This window comes from Novispirillum itersonii subsp. itersonii ATCC 12639 (assembly GCF_000381985.1).
Taxonomy (GTDB): Bacteria; Pseudomonadota; Alphaproteobacteria; order Rhodospirillales; family Rhodospirillaceae; genus Novispirillum; species Novispirillum itersonii.
Genome location: NZ_KB907338.1, coordinates 343,660 through 361,222, shown reverse-complemented (window position 1 = coordinate 361,222; position 17,563 = coordinate 343,660). Strand labels below are relative to the sequence as shown.

Genomic DNA, 17,563 nt, shown 5'->3' with positions numbered 1-17,563 from the left:
CCATCCCTGTCGGCCTGTGCGGCCTGCGCGTTCCGGCCCTTGTGGCCGGGACCAGCCGGGGTTTGCCCCGGTCCGGTTTTTTATAAGACTCCGGGGTTTTCCCCGGTCCGGTTTTTTATAAACCCAGGGGGTTTTCCCCCGGCTGCTTTACTGTGCCGCCGCAGCAGGCTGCGCCGGCACCCGGCACGGCAGACACAGGGTGAAGCAGACGCCTTTCCCCGGCTCACTGTCAACCGTGATCGTACCTTTAAGGCTTTGTACTACAATGTTGTAGACAATATTCATTCCAAGACCGCTGCCGCCCTGCCCCCGTTTGGTGGTGAAGAACGGATCAAAGATCCGGGTCAGGTTGGCCGCCGGGATCCCCACCCCGTCGTCACGGTATGTCAGCACCACCGATCCGCTCCCCGGCTCCCGCCGGGCGATCATGTGGATCTGGCCGCTGTCCCGCCCGTCAAAACCATGCTGCAACGAATTGACCACCAGATTGGTCAACACCTGCGCAAACGGGCCGGGATAACTGTCCATCAGGATGCCTTCCGGGCAATCCAGCGTCACCACATAGGGGGTACGCTTCAGCTTCGGCCCCAGACTGACCAGCACCTCCTGCACATAAGCCCGCAGGTCAAACTGGCGGCGCTCCTCACAAGTCTGATCAACGGCCACCTGCTTAAAACTCTGGATCAGGTTGGCCGCCCGCAGGCTGTTGGACAGCAGCAGTGTGGTGGCATTGTCGGCCACCCCCAGAAAATCGGCAAAATCCTGTTTGCGGATCCGCCCTTCGTCAAACAGGGTGCGGATCGCCTTCACCTTTTCCTGCAGATGGGTGGTGGTGGTGACGACGATGCCGACCGGCGTGTTGATCTCATGCGCCACCCCGGCCACCAACCCGCCGAGCGACGCCATCTTTTCGGCCTCAATCAGACTTTTCTGGGTGGATTTCAGGGTCCGCAGCGCCGCCTCCGCCTCGTCGCGGGCCCGCTCCAGATCCCCTTCCAGCCGTTTGCGCTCCGAGATATCGTTTGAGGCCACCAGAATCGCCGCCTGCCCCCGGTAGGTCATCAGACTGGCCGACAGCAGTGCCCACATCCGCCGCCCGTCAGCGGTTTTCAGCTCCACCTCAAAGTCCTTGATCGCCCCGTCATCCCCCAGCCGGGACACCAGCCGCTGACGGTCCGCCGGATTGACGTAAATCTCCGTCACCGACCGCTCCGCCTGCGCCGGGTCGGCAGGATCAATGCCGAAGACCTCGCGGGCATATTCGTTGGCGAACAGATACTTCTGTGACTTCAGGCCGGAGACCACCATTGGCAGCGGCATCGCCTCGATCAGGTCGCGGACCTGCTCTTCCGCCTTCCTCTGGTCGGTGACATCGGTGAACGTGCGGACAAAGCTGCCATCGGCCAGCGGTACGTTGCGGCTTTCATAAATCCGCCCGTCGCGGCGGCGGATCTCGGTCATATCATGGCTGCGGCAGGCCGCCTCGCCCAGATATTCCTCGCAGGCCGCATCAAAATCGGGGCCCAGATCGCCACGGTCGAACATATGGCGCAGCAGGCGCGACAGGGCCGGGCGGCCGGTAAACAGGGTCTCCGGCAGGCCGAACATCTCCCGGAAGCGGGCATTGTGGGCAACCAGCCGCTGGTCAGAATCTGCCATAAACAGGCCCTGATCCATATTCTCGACCACTGCCTTCAGCAGTTCCCGCTCCCGCGCCAGATCTTCCTGACTGCGCAGCAGAGCGGCCTCGGCGGTTTTGCGCTCGGTGATATCCCCGGCAGAGCCGATGATCCGCCGCACCTGCCCGGTGTGCGGGTCCCGCACCGCCGTGCCGCGCTGCAAAACCCAACGGTAGGACTGAAGCCCCGGCGCGGCCAGACTGCTCGCCTGCTCACGGAACCGGTATTCCAGACTAAGGCGCGGGCGCATGCCGCGCAGCAGATCGCGCACCGCACTGCGGAAGCGGTGGCGGTCATCGGGATGGATCCGGTCCAGCCACTCCATCGCCGCATAGAGGCCACCGTCATCCGCCCCGATGTCAAACAGCTCGCTCAGACGGGGCGAGGCGATGACGGTCCCCGCCGGGACATCCCAGTCATACACCCCTTCATTCAGGGCGATCACCGCCTGCGCATAGCGTTCCTCGCTCTCGCGCAGGCGCTCGGTCACCAGTCTGGACTCGGTGATATCAGCCACGCTGCCAGTCAGGCGGATGGCGCGCCCGGACCCGTCGCGCAGGGCCAGACCGTGCTGGCGGACCCAGACCACCCCACCGGAGCCAAGCTGCATGCGGTATTCGCAGGAAAACCGCTCGGTATGGCCGCGCAGGTGGTCGATATGGGCGCGGCGGTAGACCGCCACATCTTCCGGCAGAATCCGCGACGACCAGTCTTCCGGGCGCAACGTCCCCGGCGGCAGGCCGAACACCTCCCGCACCCGTTCCGAGAAGAACAGGGTTCCGGTGTCGATATCCCAGTCATAAATGCCTTCGTTGGACGACCGCAGCGCCAGCGCATAGCGTTCGCGGGTGCGTTCCAGCTCCTGCTCTTTCCGGCGCAGGGCGGTGATATCGCTGAAGGTGCGGACAAAGCCGCCATCGGGCAGCGGGTTGCCTTCCACCTGCAGCACCAGCCCGTTTTCCAGCCGCAGCTCATAGCGGTGGCGGCGCTCGTGCGACCGCAGGGTCTTATCCATCAGGGTGCGGACCAGCCCTTCGCGCTCTGCCTCTGACAGGCCTGTCGCCTCCGCCTCGATCTGGGCGGCACGGAAGCGCAGAATATCCTCCCACGGGGTGCCGGGGCGGGTCAGCGCCTCCGGCAGGCCCATCATCTGCCGCCAGCGGAGATTACAGAAGGTCAGACGCAGCCCGGCATCCACCGTCACCACGCCCTGCTCCACGGTATCCAGCACCAGATCCAGCCGCGTCATTGCCCGGCGTCCCCTTTTCCCCCTTGGCTAAGCCCCTGCGACACCGCCCCGGCCCTACCCCGGAACGGCCATGGTCTTACCCCCTTTGATGCAAACGCCCCCTTATCGGGGACCGGACGGGGCCCTGTTCCGCCGCCCGTAGTGCCAAAGCACTATAGCTTTCCCCGGCCTCAGCCGCCATAGGCTGACTGCGCCACACCTGCATTTTTTGCAATACCCCCATGCATGGCAGCGCCTTAGCATCTGCCCGCCCCCCTCCGACTCCCGGGGCGGGAGTCCCGGCAGATTTCCGCATTTTCGCTGCACGGGCTGTTCCCTCACGGGGGGAAAACGCGCTAGTCTGTCGCCGGACGGAGCAGAAGACGCCGCAGCCGGGGGCAACGCAGACATCACCATGCCAGTGTTGAGGCCAGAGCCAGTGTTGAGGTCAGAAAACGGGGGCACCCCCCGCCGGAACAGACCGGCAGGGGGACCGACAGCACGGCTGGGTCTGCTGGGCCTTGCCTGCGCCCTGCTGCTGTCAGCCTGCGGCACCCCGGCAGGCCCCAAATCAGGCAGCACGCGCGTCACCCGCCCTGCTGACGAACAGGGGGCCGCCTGCATGATCAGCCTGTCCTATTCCGGCAGCGCCTTCAACCGGCTGAAAGACACCGACTCGGGTAATGCCTGCGGCATCGGCTCTGCCGTGTCATTGGTGGCGGTACAGGCCAGCCTGTCTAAACCGGCGCCGATGGACTGCGGGCTGGCAATCCGGTACGCCCGCTTTGACGAACAGGTGATCCAGCCCCTGGCGATGGAGCTGTTTGGCCGCCCTGTCAGCGTCGTGCACCATTACGGGTCGTACAACTGCCGGGGCCGCACATCGGACAAAAGCCGCCTGTCGGAGCATTCCTACGGCAAGGCCCTGGACCTTGGGGTGTTTGAACTGCAGGGCGGCGACACCATCTCCGTCACCAAACACTGGAAAGGGGCCGGGGCCAAATCAGAATTCCTGCAGCGGGTGGCCCGGTCCGCCTGCGATTACTTCAGCGTGGTTCTGTCGCCCAATTCCGACAAGGACCATTACGACCATATTCATGTAGACATCGGACCCTGGAAAAAATGCGGCACCTGAGTTCTGCGGTTTTTACCCGTTGCGGCACCCGTCTTCTGCTGTGTTCAGCGCTGGCGCTGACTGCGCTGCTGCCCCTGACCACCCCCGGCGCACAGGCGGCGGACAAAGCCAAAGTCACCGCCCCCACCCCCGGCCAGACTGGCAGCGGCCAGACTGGCAGTGGACAGGGGGCCGGGCCCGAGACCGCAGCCGGGATGGGCACCACCACGCCGCCGGTTTCCCCCACCGCACCGGGTGTAACCCTGACGCCGGACCCCGCGACCCTGCGCACCGGCTATGTGCTGATGGATGCCAAAACCGGGCAGGTGCTGGCCGCTGAAAAGGCGCGGGAGACGTTCATCCCTGCCTCGGTCACCAAAGTGGTGTCGATGATCGGCATTCTGTCGATGGCCCCGCCGGATTTCCGCTTTTCCACCACCGTCACCGCCACCGGCCCGGTGAAAAACGGCATCGTACAGGGCGACCTGATTCTGGTCGGCGGCGGCGATGCCTCGCTGGATATCGATGCCTTCGAAGAGCTGGTTCAGACCCTGAAGGATCAGGGCATCAAGGGGATTAAGGGCAAATTCCTGTACGATGCCACCGCCCTGCCGACCATCCCGGTGCTGGAAGCGACCCAGCCGCCGGAGGTCCCCTACAACCCCGGCCTGTCCGGTCTGGGGGTCAGCTATAACCGCTTCCGCATCGGCTTTGACAAGCAGGGCAAGCCGGTCGGGCTGGAGCAGCCGCTGGCGCTGTATCCCGAGCCGCTGCCCGCAACGCTGGATAAAAGTGACACCGCGCTGGCGGTGCATGACGCCGCCCTGTATGCCGCCCGCACCTTTGTCTGGGTGGCTGACCGCAACGGCCTGAAACTGCCCGCCCCGCAGGCCGCCGCCGGGGTGACCGGCAGTGCGACGCTGGCGCGCCATCTGTCAGAGCCACTGACGGACATGCTGAAGGCCTCGGTCTATCATTCCAACAATGTGGCGCTGGAAACCATGTCGCTGGCGGTGACAGCGGGGAAAACCCTGCAGGAAGCCGCCGACTCCCTGCGCAAACTGGCCCAGACGGCAATCCCCAGCGTTGCCTGGGGCGGGCTGGTGATGCCCAATGCCTCCGGCCTGTCGCCGGAAGGGCGGATGACCCCCGGCCAGTGCGCGGCGCTGGCCCGCTTTGCCGGAACGTCAAGCGTTGCCAACCAGCCGCTGAAGCCGTTTCTGCCCGGCCTGATGCAGGACCCGTTCGGGATTCCGGATGGATATCTTAACTCGCCGTCCACACTGCGCGGCAAAAGCGGCACCATGTTCTACGCCCGGGCACTGGCCGGGGTGTTCACCGCAAAATCCGGGCGGGAAATGGCCTATTGCGTGATGAGTGACGATCAGGTGGCGCGCATCAAATATGACGCCATCCCGTTTGATCAGCGCGAGGCCGATACCAACAAGCTGCCCGCCCGCGACTGGCTGAAATCAGCCCGCGCCAAGGAAGCCGCCCTGATCACCGGATGGATTGAGGCGAACTGACGCCCGGCTACCCCTGACAGGCCCACCCGGAAGAAGCGGTCCGTATGATGGTCTCAGCATACCCAGTCGAAATCGTCATCACCACCCCGGTGGCCGTTGCGGTGCTGGAGCATCACGGTGATCCGGCGTTGTTGCCGGACACCATAGGGCGCTTCATCGGCTGGCGACGGGCCGTGGGGCTGCCCCCGGCGGTCAGCGCCACCTATACGGTGTTCCGCTGCGATCCGGCGGTGACACCGCCGCAGGCGTTCCGGCTGGATCTGTGCTGCGCTGTTGCCGGGGAAGTCGCCCCCAATCCGCAGGGGGTCCGGGGCGGTCAGATCCCCGGCGGGCGGCGCGCCCGGCTGAGGGTGACCGGCGGCGACGCGGCGCTGGAAGCCGCCGCCCTGTTTCTGATCCGCGACTGGCTGCCCGCCAGCGGTGAAACCGCCGGAGACTTTCCGCTGTATTGCCAGCGTCTGCGCTTCCCCCCAGAGGTGCCGGAAGCGCAGACCGAACTGGATCTGTATCTGCCGTTACGTTAATCCGCCCCCGGATCAGGGCAGCACCTGCAGACTGTCAGCATCGACCTCCGGCGACTGTAGGTATTCCTTCTCCACCTCGCCGCGCAGCTCGATCACCGTTGTGTCTGAAACCGGCTGCGACGCAAACAGATGCGGGTCAATCTCGACCCGGATTTCGCCGGTTTTATCCGCAAACAGATATTTATCAGAGCTAAGCTGCTTAACCAGCGTGCCCCGCAGCACCACCGGCTGATCATCCCGGCCATCGGCCAGCACCGCCGCCACAGTCTGGTGAGCGGGGACAGCCCCCGGCCCGGTGTACTGGGCAAACGCCGCAACCGGCACCAGCATCACCGCCACGGCGGCCCCTGTCAGAAAACGGATCATCGCGCAGTCCTTCCTTTTCCGCGTTGTCTCAACACCGCCGTTCTACCCCCGCGTGGGTGAACCCGGTCTGAAACCACCGTTCAGGAAAGCGCATGAAAAAACCGGCGGAGCCTGCGCCCCGCCGGTTTCAGCCAACACGTCAGACCCTGTCAGCCCTTACAGGCCGAGAATCTTCGGCACCCGGTTCTGACGCAGGCGGTAGGCATCCGGCATCCCGGAGCCCAGCAGCGGGCGCAGATACATGCGGAAGGCATCAGTGACATCGGTACCGCAGGGCGAAATGAATTCGTCCGGCATCACCTTGGTCTTCCCGGCGACCTCCAGCAGGTCGGTCAGATGGTAATCGACGGAATAGAAGCCGGTGCGATGAATGGTGACCGAGCCGTCACGGTCGCCCCACATGGCGAACTGCACGGCCTTTTCCCCCACTTCGCGGGCTTCGCGCTGGTCAACGTCGGACACGCAGCCGACGAAAGACCGCTGCACATAGCCGAAGGTATCGCCGCGCACGCGCTTGTAGCCAAGGCGCTTCTTGATCACATCGACCAGCATTTCGGCCAGACCGCCACCGCCGAGCTGAATGTTGCCGTGGGCGTCGCGTTCGACTTCCTCGGCCAGCTTGGTGGCAATCGGCACATGGTTTTCGTCAGCAATGCCTTCCGACACCGCAATCACACAGCGGCCATGCTTATCCATGGTCGCCTTGACCGAGGCCAGGAACTTTTCGATATCAAACGCCCGTTCCGGCACATAGATCAGATGCGGGCCGTCATCGGGGAACTTCTTGCCCAGCGCGGCGGCGGCGGTCAGGAAGCCGGCATGACGCCCCATCACCACACCGATGTAGACCCCCGGCAGCGCCCAGTTATCAAGGTTCGCGCCCATGAAGGCCTGCGCCACGAAGCGGGCAGCCGACGGGAACCCCGGCGTGTGGTCGTTGACCGTCAGGTCGTTGTCGATGGTCTTGGGAATATGGATGCAGCGCAGGGCATAATCGGCCTTGCGGGCTTCTTCCGAAACGATGCGGACGGTATCGGAGCTGTCGTTGCCGCCGATGTAGAAGAAGTAGCCGATCTCATGGGCCTTCAGGACCTTAAAGATCTCCTGACAGTACTTCAGATCCGGCTTGTCGCGGGTGGAGCCCAGCGCCGACGACGGGGTGCCCGCCACCAGTTCAAGGTTGTGGGTGGTTTCCTGCGTCAGGTCGAGAAAATCTTCCTGAACGATGCCACGCACACCATGGAAAGCCCCATAGACCTTCTCGATATTGCGGAACTTGCGGGATTCAAGAACCGCGCCAACCATCGACTGGTTGATAACCGCGGTGGGACCGCCACCTTGGGCGACCAGAACTTTGCCGTTCACGGGCAACTCCGTCTGTGCAGGGACTGCATGTCGTGGGCAGGTATCGACCGGGATACCGCCGTTGCCCGATGCTTTACCGAATTGTCATCAAAAAGGCCAGAGCCGATATACGCGGGCTGCCCTGCGTGGACCGCAGGTGGATTACGCCACCCCCCTGTCCGTCGCCAGAAGAGAATAAATCCGCAGGGATATAAATGCCCCGTCCTTGACCTCGCAGTCCCGCGCCGTGCCTTCATGGGTAAAGCCGCAGCGTTCCAGCAGCCCCCAGGATGCCCGGTTGGGTTCCTCCACCTCCGCCCGCAGGCGGTGAATGTCGGTGGCGGCAAAGACATAGGCTGTAAAGGCCGGCAGGGCTTCTGCTGCATAGCCCTGCCCCCAGAACTCCGGCAGCAGCCAGTATCCCATTTCGGCCCGGCGGTGGTCCGCATCGCGGTCGTTGTAGCCGATGCAGCCGAGGAACCGGCCATCCTCGCGCCGTTCCACCACCAGCCATTCGCCGGTGCCATCGCGGAGAATGCTGTCAAACCAGTCCATCTGCACCTGACAGGATTCATAGGTGTCATAGCTGACACCGTAATGGGCAATCACCTGCGGGTGCGACAAGCCTGCAAACACCGCCGCATGATCCGCCGCCGTCACCGCCCGCAGGCCGATGCGGGGGGCCACGGCCTTATACTCTGACATCTCTCTGTCTCTCCATACTTCCTGATTACAGGGCCTTCCCCATCAGGATCCACTCTCCGTCCGGGTCCGATCCCGGGAACGGGGTAAACGGGCGGCGCTCCCACTCCTCAAAGCCAAGGCGGTGATACAGCCGCCGGGCATCGGTGTTGAAACTGCCGACCATCAGACTCAGCCGGGCAAACCCCTTGGCCCGCCCGGTTTCTGCAGCATGGGCCAGCAGCGCCTCGCCGATCTTACGGCCCCGGAACTCGGGGAACACCGCAGCGGCGACAATGTACCACGTCCCCCCGGCCACCATCTTCAAAGTATTCAGCGGGCGCGTCACCGGCGGGCTGTTTTCGATATACCCGGCCGGAACCTCAACCGGCAGCGCCCAGCCGTTCAGGCCCCCGGCAACCTGCCCGGCCACCTCGGCGACATGCCAGTTGCTGTAATGGGAGAAGTGATCCGCCGCCGTTGCGATCAGGCTGCGCCCGACCTCAAACGCCGACTGCCCGGTCTGTGCCGACAGCCCCCACAGGTGCGACGACAGCCGCCGGGTGGCAGCATCATTGAACAGCGCAAGGTGGGAACAGTCTTCCTGCCGCGCCGGGCGGATGGTGATGTCTGGGGTCATGCCCGGTCCCTCTGTCAGAACGTCGGGCGCGATCCTAAACAGCAACCGAATATGTGTAAATTGGTATATGATGCATCACAAATTATCCCTGCCGGGACTGGCGGATCGACCGGCTGAGCAGAATCACCGGCAGCAGCCCGACCACCACAATCGACAGGGCCGCCAGCGCCGACTGTTCCAGCCGCTCGTCACTGGCGAACTGATAGACGTGGGTGGCCAGTGTCTCGAAGTTAAAGGGCCGCAGCAACAGGGTGGCCGGCAGCTCCTTCATGCAGTCCACAAACACCAGCAGCACCGCCGTCAGCAGACTGCCGCGCACCAGGGGCACATGCACCTGCCGCAACACCTGTGCCGGGCTGCGGCCCAGCGTACGCGCCGCCATATCCAGACTGGGGCGGACCCGGCCCAGACCGGCTTCCACCGTGCCCTGAGACAGGGCCAGAAAACGCACCACATAGGCAAACATCAGCGCCCCGGTGGTGCCGGTCATCAGCAGACCCAGCTTCCAGCCGGTGGCCTCCAGCACCACACCGTCCAGCCAGTTGTCAAAACGGCTGAACGGGATCAGCACCCCCACCGCCAGCACGGCCCCCGGCACCGCATAGCCCAGCGAGGCCAGCCGCACCGTCCAGCGCAGGAACGGGGTATCCCGCCCCAGCCGCACTGCATAGGCCAGAAACAGCCCGATCACCAGCGCCCCGGCTGCCGAGGTGAACGACAGCGCCAGACTGTTTCGGGCCAGCGTGAAGAAGGCATCGGTCCAGCTGTCGGAAAACCGCTGGACGGCAAACACCGTCAGCTGTCCGGCCGGCAGCAGAAAGCCGAGCCCCAGCGGCAGGAAGCACAGCAGCGCCGCCCCGGCGCCTTTCCAGCCGGTCAGCACCAGCGGGCGCACCGGGGTGCTGCGGGTGCCGCTTTCATGATAGCGCCGCCCCTGCCGTCCGGCCCGTTCCAGCCACACCAGCAGCAGGATAAAGGTCAGCAGCACCAGCGCCACCTGTGCCCCGCCGCCCCGGTTCTGCATAATCAGCCAGACATTGAAGACCCCGGCGGACAGGGTGCGCACCGCAAAGAAATCGACGGTGCCGAAATCGTTCAGGGCTTCCATCAGCACCAGCGCCAGCCCGACGGCGATTGAAGGCCGCGCCATCGGCAGCCCGACGCGCAGGAATGCCCGCAGCGGCGAACAGCCCAGCGTGCGGCTGACCTCCAGCACCGCCTGCGACTGCTCCAGAAATGCCGAGCGCGCCAGCAGATAGACATAGGGATACAGCACCAGCGTCATCATGGTGATCGCCCCGCCCAGCGACCGCACCGGCGGGAACCAGTAATCCCGTGGGGTCTTCCAGCCGAACAGCGCCCGCAGGGCAATCTGCACCGGGCCGCCGTAATCGAGCAGGTCGGTATAAACAAAGGCAATGACGAAGGCCGGGATCGCCAGCGGCGTCAGCAGGGCCCATTCAAACACCCGCGACCCGGGGAACCGGCACAGCGTGACCAGACCGGCGGTGGCCGTACCGATCACAAAGGTGCCCAGCCCGACCCCCAGCATCAGCCACAGGGTGGTCAGGATGTAATCGGGCAGCACCGTTTCCATCAGATGCGGCCAGATATTCTCTGACGGGAAGAAAGCCATCCATGCCACGGCGGCCACCGGCAGGCAGACCACCAGCGCCACCAGCAGGGTGCCGGCAGACCACAGATCCAGCCGCCAGCGGCGGCGGGGCGGAAGCGGCACCGGCGCGTCAGAATGCGGGAAACCCCGGCCGGAAGAGTCCCGGCCGGGGTTGACCTCAGCAGCCCCGGGGACCGGGGCCGATGGCACAGACAGATCGTTCAAAACTTACGGACCGGCGTTGAAATCGACTTCGTTGATCAGCTTCAGGGCCGCCGGGCGCAGCTCGCCCACTTTGGCCAGCGCCAGAGTGTCAGCCTTGAAGGTGCCCCACGACTTCACCAGCTTGGACCATTCCACGCCCGGTTTCACCGGATATTCGTTGTTCAGGTCAGCATAAATGTGCTGGGCTTCGTCAGACGACAGGAATTCCATCAGCTTCACCGCCGCATCCTTATGCGGGGCGGACTTGGTCAGCGCCATCCCCGACACGTTCAGGTGGGTGCCGTTGCCCGCCTGATCGGGGAACACGATGTTGACCGCTTCGGCCCAGGCCTTCTGTTCCGGGTCGGCCAGCATGGCAGCCATGTAATAGGTGTTGCCGACGGCAACATCACACAGGCCTTCCTTCACCGACTTGACCTGAGACCGGTCGCTGCCCTGCGGCTTCTGGGCCAGATTGGCCTTCACGCCCTTCAGCCAGTCCTTGGTCTTTTCCGGGCCTTCATGGGCCAGCACGGCAGCGGTCAGCGCCACGTTGTAATCATGATCCCCCGGACGGGTGCAGATACGGCCCTTCCACTTCGGGTCCGCCAGATCGGCGTAGGACTTGATCTCGCCGTCCTTCACCCGGTCCTTGGAGACGTAGAACACGCGGGCGCGGCTGGTCAGGGCCCACCACTTGCCATCTTCCGCCCGGAAGGAGGCCGGGATGTTCTTGGTCAGGGTCTCGCTCTGCACCGGCTGGACCAGATCCTTGGCCACCAGATCAGTCAGGCGGCCGACATCAACGGTCAGCACCAGATCGGCCGGGCTGTTCGCGCCTTCGGCCTTCAGGCGTTCTTCGATGCTCTTGCCGTCAAACACGGTGTTGACCTTGATACCGGTCTTGTCGGTAAAGGCCTTCAGCAGCGGGTCGATCAGCGCCGGCTGACGGCTGGTGTAGACGTTCACTTCCTCGGCGGCGAGGGCCGGGGTGGCCACCGCCATCAGGGCGACGGCGGCAAAAGCGGCGGAAGAACGGCGGGTCATCGGAGACTCCTGTTTCCGGTGTCGGTGAAGATGACGCCACTTTATGCAAGTCGTTTGCATTTGCAAGTCAAACTGTCACCATTTCTCTCTGAAAATGCACAAAAAGCGGCACAGCCGACCCGGCCATACCGCTTTTCGCGAATTGCAAACTCTCATATACCGAAACGAACAGCGTTCATCACGGCGGAGCAGGGTTTAGCCGTGCCCCTGCCCCGCCGGATGCGACGGCGGAGTCGCCCCCGCCTGCCCATGCCCGCCCTGAGCCTCAGGGTCAAGGTGGGGGGCATGGGCCGCCCCGTGGTGGCGCAGCGGGCGGTTGCCCGCCATCGCCCGCACCAGCACATAAAACACCGGCGTCAGGAAGATGCCGAACAGCGTCACCCCCAGCATGCCGGAAAACACCGCCACCCCCATGGCGTGGCGCATCTCTGCCCCCGCCCCGGTGGACAGCACCAGCGGCACCACCCCCATGATAAAGGCCAGTGACGTCATCAGGATCGGGCGCAGACGCAGGCGGGCAGCCTCGATGGCGGCACTCAGCGGGGTCCGTCCGGCAAATTCCAGCTCGCGGGCGAACTCGACGATCAGGATGGCGTTCTTCGCCGACAGACCGACCAGCACAATCAGACCGATCTGGGTGAAGATGTTGTTATCCCCCCCGGTCAGCCACAGCCCGGCCATGGCGGCAAACAGGCTCATCGGCACGATCAGCAGAATGGCCAGCGGCAGGCTCAGGCTTTCGTACTGCGCCGCCAGCACCAGAAACACCAGCAGGATCGCCAGCGGAAACACGATCAGCGAGGAGTTTCCGGCGATGATCTGCTGATAGGTCAGGTCGGTCCATTCATAGGTAAAGCCTTTCGGCAGGGTTTCCGCCGCAATGCGTTCCACCGCCGCCTGTGCCTGCCCGGACGAGAACCCCGGGGCCGGACCGCCGGAAATATCGGCGGCAAGGAACCCGTTGTAGCGCATCGCCCGCTCCGGCCCGGCAGACGGCTGCACGGTCAGCACCGCCGACAGCGGCACCATCTCGCCCGACTGCGACCGCACCTTCAGCCGCCCGATATCCTCGGCATAGGCACGGTACTGGGCGTCAGCCTGCACCCGCACCGAATAGGTACGGCCAAAGGCGTTGAAGTCATTCACATACAGACTGCCAAGATAAATCTGCAGGGTGTCGAAGATATCCGTCACCGCCACCCCCAGCTGCTGGGCGCGGGTGCGGTCAACATCGGCATACAGCTGCGGCACATTAACCTGATAGGAGGTGAACAGATTGGCCAGTTCCGGCGCCTGCATCGCCTTGCCAAGGAAGGCTTTCACCGCGCCGTCCAGCGCCGCGTAGCCCTGCGAGGCCCGGTCCTCCACCTGCAGCTTGAACCCGCCGGTGGTGCCCAGCCCCTGCACCGGCGGCGGCGGGAACATCACCACAAAGGCATCGGTCAGACCGGCATACTTCATGTTCAGCCGCATGGCGACCGCCCCGGCGGACAGGCCGGGGTCCCGGCGGTCCTCAAACGGCTTCAGGCTGGCGAAAACAATGCCGGAGCTGGGCGAGTTGGTGAACCCGTTGATCGACAGACCGGGGAAGGAAATCGCATGCTCAACCCCCGGATCTTCCAGCGCGATCTGGCTCATCCGGCGGATCACGTCTTCGGTCCGGTCCAGCGTCGCCCCGTCGGGCAGCTGGGCAAAGCCGATCAGATACTGCTTATCCTGCATCGGCACAAAGCCGGGCGGCACCGCCTGAAACAGCCCGTAGGTGGCGGCAGTGAACGCCAGATAGATCCCCAGCATCACCGTCTTGCGGCCCATCGACCATGTCAGGCCGCCGCCATAGGCAACGGTGCCCCGGCCAAAAGCCCGGTTGAACCCCCGGAACAGCCAGCCGAGCGACGCATCCATCAGCCGGGTCAGCCGATCTTTCGGGGCATCGTGCCCCTTCAGCAGCAGCGCCGCCAGCGCCGGGGACAGGGTCAGCGAGTTAATGGCGGAGATAACGGTGGAGATGGCAATGGTCAGGGCGAACTGCTTGTAAAACTGCCCGGACAGGCCGGTGATGAAGGCCAGCGGCACAAACACCGCCACCAGAACCAGCGCAATGGCGATAATCGGGCCGGAGACCTCCCGCATTGCCCGGTAGGTGGCCTTTTTCGGGTCGAGCCCGAGGGCGATGTTCCGCTCGACGTTTTCCACCACCACAATGGCGTCATCAACAACGATACCGATCGCCAGCACCAGCCCGAACAGCGACAGCGCGTTGACCGACACCCCCAGCAGGTGCATCACCGCAAAGGTCCCGACCACCGACACCGGCACCGCCAGCAACGGAATGATCGAGGCCCGCCACGTCTGCAGGAACAGAATCACCACCAGCACCACCAGCACCACCGCTTCCAGCAGGGTGTGGACCACCGATTCAATCGACGCGCGGACGAACTGGGTCGGATCATAGACGATGCTGTAATCCACCCCTTCCGGCATATAGCCCTTCAGCTCGTCCATGGTGCTGCGGACCGAGTCAGAGATCGACAGCGCGTTAGAGCCCGGTGCCTGAAAGATCGGGATCGCCACCGCCGATTTATTATCCAGCAGCGAGCGCAGGGCATAATCCGCCGCCCCCATCTCGATGCGGCCCAGATCGCGCAGGCGGATCACCGCGCCGCTGGCATCGGTGCGGACGATGATGTCGCCGAACTGCTCTTCGTTGGCCAGACGCCCCTGGGCATTGACCGACATCTGCACCTCAAGCCCCGGCAGCCCCGGCGAGGCCCCGATCACCCCGGCGGCGGCCTGAATGTTCTGCTGGCGGATTGCCTGCACCACCTCGCCCGCCGACAGGCCATGTTCGGCCACCTTCTGCGGATCCAGCCAGATGCGCATCGAATAATCGCCGGACCCGAACAGCTGCACCTGCCCGACGCCTTCGATCCGCGCCAGCCGGTCCTTGACGTTCAGCACCGCATAATTGCGCAGATAGGCCATATCATAGCGGTCGTTGGGTGAGAACAGATGCACCACCATGGTCAGGTCGGGCGAGCTTTTGATGGTGGTCACCCCCAGCCGCCGGGTTTCCTCCGGCAGCCGTGGCTCGGCCTGTGCCACCCGGTTCTGCACCAGCTGCTGGGCCTTGTCCGGGTCTGTCCCCAGCCGGAACGTGATGGTCAGGGTCATCACTCCGTCGGCGGTGGCCTGACTGCCCATGTAGAGCATCCCTTCCACGCCGTTGATCTGCTCTTCCAGCGGGGTGGCGACGGTTTCGGCAATCACTCTGGGGCTGGCCCCGGGGTACTGGGCCCGCACCACCACCGTCGGCGGCACCACTTCGGGGTATTCTGAGATCGGCAGGCCGCGCAGAGCCAGCAGCCCGGAGACAAAAATCAGGATCGACAGCACCCCGGCAAACACCGGGCGGTCGATAAAAAACCGCGAGAAATTCATGGGTCTGCCCCTCCCGGGGGCACGAAAAAGGCGCAACCGTCCCCACGCGCGCCCACCGGGGCGGCATACAGCCGACCCGGCAGACGCGGGAGACCGCGACGGCACAGCAGGGAGGATACGGGGGACGGGGAGTCCGGTTTCAGATGCCGGGCTTAACGGTTTTCAGCCATGGCCACTTTCTGCGGGGCAACCACCGCACCGGGACGCACCCGTTGCAGGCCGCTGACGATGATCTGATCCCCGGCTTTCAGGCCATCGGTGACCATCCGCAGGCCATCCACCACCGGCCCCAGCACCACCGGGCGATAGGCGGCGCGGTTATCATCGCCGACCACCATCACAAATTTCTTATCCTGATCGGTGCCGACCGCCCGCTCGGCGACCAGCAGGGCCTGTTCCGGCACCGGCTGCCCCAGACTGAGGCGGGCAAACTGGCCCGGCATCAGCAGGCCGTCGGCATTGTCGAACACCGCCCGCACCTGCACGGTGCCATTGCGCGGATCAACGCTGTTGCCGACCATCTGCACATGGCCGTCCACCGGGGCAGCCCCCCGGCCCTGCACCGTCATCCGCACCGGAATGCGGTCCACCTGCAAGGTGCCGCTCGCCGGGTCGCGCACATCAGCCAGAGAGCGCAGCAGGGTGCGCTCACTGGCATCGAACGTCGCATAGATCGGGCTGACGGAAACCAGCGTGGTCAGCACCGGGGCCCCGGCCCCGGCGGGCACCAGATTGCCTGCCGTCACCTCGGCCCGGCCAACCCGCCCGGAAACCGGGGCGGTGATCCGGGTGTATGACAGGTTCAGCTTTGCCGACTCCAGCGCTGCCTGTGCTGCCCGCGCCGCCGCCTGCGCCTCGAAGAAGGCATTGGCCCGGGAATCCACTTCCCGCGTCGGAATGCTGCCGGATTCCGCCAGCGCTTTGGCGCGGTCATATTCGCGCTTGGTGTAGGTCAGCCGCGACTGGGCCGACGCCACCTGTGCCTCAGCCCCGTCAACCTCTGCCTGATAGGGGGCCGGATCGATGGTGACCAGCAGGTCACCCTTTTTCACCAGCCCGCCTTCACGGAAATGCACCGCCAGAACCTGACCGGACACGCGGGAACGGATCTCAACCCGGTCCACCGCCTCCAGACGGCCAGAGAAATCTTCCCACGGCACCACGCTGCGGTGTTCCACCGCCGCCACCTGCACCGGCACCGCCGGGGGGGCTGCCGGGCCATCGCTGGCCTGCGCCGCCTGCTGCGGCGGGATCAGCAGAAACGAGGCCCCGCCCGCCAGCGCCGTCAGCACCACACCGGCCAGCAGCACTGACCGGCCGCTGAACCGGCTGCGGCCCGTTTTATCAAAGTGATCCGTCATTGTCTGTCCGCTCCATTCCGCCCGTATCCGCCGCGCCCTGCCTGTCTGCATCAGGGATCGGGAATGGGATACCGCACGGGCATTTCTGTACCGTTTGGTATGAATGTAGATCTGGACAGCCGGTTGTCAAGGCATTACCTTACCGGAAGGTACATAATTCTTTTCTGACTGTGGAGAGCTTTTTTCATGGCGCTCGGGCGGCCACGGGCCTTTGATATCGACACCGCCCTCAACCGGGCGCTGGAAGTGTTCTGGAGCAAGGGATTCGACGGCGCATCGCTGACCGATCTGACGGACGCGATGGGCATTAGCCGCCCCAGCCTGTACGCCGCGTTCGGTAATAAGGAAGATCTGTTCCGCAAGGCGCTCGACCGCTACAAGACCGAAAAGATGGCCTATATCAACGAGGCCCTTGCCGCCCCCACCGCCCGCACCCTGGCGGAACGCCTGCTGTTCGGGGCGGCGGCGATGCTGACAGATCCGTCTCACCCGGTCGGCTGCCTGTCGGTGAAGGGGGCGATGACCTGCAAAGATGACTCCCTGATTGCCAAAGAAGAGCTGGATCAGTTGCGCCAGTCTTTCGAAACATCGATCATCGACCGCCTGACCCGCGCCATTGCCGACGGTGACCTGCCGCCGGACAGCGACCCGGTGGTGCTGCAACGTTTCCTTGGGACCGTGGCGATGGGCATGTCGCTTCAGGCGTCACAAGGGGCGACGGCAGCGGACCTGATGGCGGTGGCCCGCATGGCCCTGACCGCTTGGCCCGCCCTGCGGTAAGCAGGCCGCAGAC

General features: G+C 64.6%; 13 protein-coding genes. 4 read left to right on the top strand and 9 right to left on the bottom strand.

What is annotated here, in order from left to right; genetic code table 11:
- Positions 1–147: 147 nt before the first annotated feature.
- Positions 148–2,928 (bottom strand): PAS-domain containing protein, encoded by a 2,781-nt coding sequence (locus G365_RS22720; RefSeq protein WP_019644391.1) that lies wholly within the window; start codon positions 2,926–2,928, stop codon positions 148–150.
- Between the two features lie 421 nt (positions 2,929–3,349).
- Here G365_RS22720 and G365_RS22715 point away from each other — a divergent pair, with 421 nt between their 5' ends.
- From G365_RS22715 to G365_RS0104890, 3 genes are read left to right on the top strand one after another with little or no spacing between them, the layout of a single operon-like run.
- Entirely contained in the window at positions 3,350–4,042 is a 693-nt protein-coding gene (locus tag G365_RS22715) for an extensin-like domain-containing protein (protein ID WP_019644390.1), read from the top strand.
- A complete protein-coding gene (locus tag G365_RS0104895) occupies positions 4,030–5,547 on the top strand; it encodes a D-alanyl-D-alanine carboxypeptidase (protein ID WP_019644389.1) in 1,518 nt (505 codons plus the stop codon). The genes G365_RS22715 and G365_RS0104895 overlap by 13 nt, the downstream gene beginning before the upstream one ends.
- 44 nt (positions 5,548–5,591) lie before the next feature.
- Positions 5,592–6,071, top strand: coding sequence for an AraC family transcriptional regulator (locus G365_RS0104890; RefSeq protein WP_019644388.1), 480 nt, complete (start codon positions 5,592–5,594; stop codon positions 6,069–6,071).
- A 12-nt stretch (positions 6,072–6,083) separates the two neighbouring features.
- On the opposite strand, the gene G365_RS0104885 is transcribed toward G365_RS0104890, so the two are convergent.
- The 8 genes from G365_RS0104885 to G365_RS0104850 form a co-directional block, all read right to left on the bottom strand.
- The gene (locus G365_RS0104885) at positions 6,084–6,437 is read right to left on the bottom strand and encodes a NirD/YgiW/YdeI family stress tolerance protein (protein WP_019644387.1); all 354 of its coding nucleotides are present in this window, start codon (positions 6,435–6,437) and stop codon (positions 6,084–6,086) included.
- A gap of 156 nt (positions 6,438–6,593) precedes the next feature.
- Positions 6,594–7,802 (bottom strand): 6-phosphofructokinase, encoded by a 1,209-nt coding sequence (locus G365_RS0104880; RefSeq protein WP_019644386.1) that lies wholly within the window; start codon positions 7,800–7,802, stop codon positions 6,594–6,596.
- Positions 7,803–7,943: 141 nt separating this feature from the next.
- The gene (locus G365_RS0104875; RefSeq protein ID WP_019644385.1) at positions 7,944–8,486 is read right to left on the bottom strand and encodes a GNAT family N-acetyltransferase; all 543 of its coding nucleotides are present in this window, start codon (positions 8,484–8,486) and stop codon (positions 7,944–7,946) included.
- 25 nt (positions 8,487–8,511) lie between these two features.
- Positions 8,512–9,102: a GNAT family N-acetyltransferase gene (locus tag G365_RS0104870; protein ID WP_019644384.1), complete on the bottom strand. Its 591-nt coding sequence runs from the start codon at positions 9,100–9,102 to the stop codon at positions 8,512–8,514.
- 82 nt (positions 9,103–9,184) lie between these two features.
- Entirely contained in the window at positions 9,185–10,840 is a 1,656-nt protein-coding gene (locus G365_RS0104865; RefSeq protein ID WP_245554696.1) for an ABC transporter permease, read from the bottom strand.
- A gap of 105 nt (positions 10,841–10,945) precedes the next feature.
- Positions 10,946–11,968, bottom strand: coding sequence for a Fe(3+) ABC transporter substrate-binding protein (locus tag G365_RS0104860; RefSeq protein ID WP_019644382.1), 1,023 nt, complete (start codon positions 11,966–11,968; stop codon positions 10,946–10,948).
- Positions 11,969–12,163: 195 nt separating this feature from the next.
- On the bottom strand, positions 12,164–15,409 hold the full coding sequence (locus tag G365_RS0104855) for an efflux RND transporter permease subunit (RefSeq protein WP_019644381.1): 3,246 nt from the start codon (positions 15,407–15,409) through the stop codon (positions 12,164–12,166).
- 152 nt (positions 15,410–15,561) lie between these two features.
- On the bottom strand, positions 15,562–16,770 hold the full coding sequence (locus tag G365_RS0104850; protein ID WP_019644380.1) for an efflux RND transporter periplasmic adaptor subunit: 1,209 nt from the start codon (positions 16,768–16,770) through the stop codon (positions 15,562–15,564).
- 186 nt (positions 16,771–16,956) lie between these two features.
- Here G365_RS0104850 and G365_RS0104845 point away from each other — a divergent pair, with 186 nt between their 5' ends.
- Positions 16,957–17,550, top strand: coding sequence for a TetR/AcrR family transcriptional regulator (locus tag G365_RS0104845; protein ID WP_019644379.1), 594 nt, complete (start codon positions 16,957–16,959; stop codon positions 17,548–17,550).
- Positions 17,551–17,563 lie beyond the last annotated feature (13 nt).

Excerpts from the sequence above, each read along its gene's own strand:
- G365_RS0104870 (WP_019644384.1), bottom strand. The coding sequence starts at position 9,102 with ATGACCCCAGACATCACCATCCGCCCGGCGCGGCAGGAAGACTGTTCC.
- G365_RS0104855 (WP_019644381.1), bottom strand. The coding sequence starts at position 15,409 with ATGAATTTCTCGCGGTTTTTTATCGACCGCCCGGTGTTTGCCGGGGTG.
- G365_RS0104890 (WP_019644388.1), top strand. The coding sequence starts at position 5,592 with ATGATGGTCTCAGCATACCCAGTCGAAATCGTCATCACCACCCCGGTG.
- G365_RS0104895 (WP_019644389.1), top strand. The coding sequence starts at position 4,030 with ATGCGGCACCTGAGTTCTGCGGTTTTTACCCGTTGCGGCACCCGTCTT.
- G365_RS0104860 (WP_019644382.1), bottom strand. The coding sequence starts at position 11,968 with ATGACCCGCCGTTCTTCCGCCGCTTTTGCCGCCGTCGCCCTGATGGCG.
- G365_RS0104875 (WP_019644385.1), bottom strand. The coding sequence starts at position 8,486 with ATGTCAGAGTATAAGGCCGTGGCCCCCCGCATCGGCCTGCGGGCGGTG.
- G365_RS0104845 (WP_019644379.1), top strand. The coding sequence starts at position 16,957 with ATGGCGCTCGGGCGGCCACGGGCCTTTGATATCGACACCGCCCTCAAC.
- G365_RS0104850 (WP_019644380.1), bottom strand. The coding sequence starts at position 16,770 with ATGACGGATCACTTTGATAAAACGGGCCGCAGCCGGTTCAGCGGCCGG.
- G365_RS0104885 (WP_019644387.1), bottom strand. The coding sequence starts at position 6,437 with ATGATCCGTTTTCTGACAGGGGCCGCCGTGGCGGTGATGCTGGTGCCG.
- G365_RS22720 (WP_019644391.1), bottom strand. The coding sequence starts at position 2,928 with ATGACGCGGCTGGATCTGGTGCTGGATACCGTGGAGCAGGGCGTGGTG.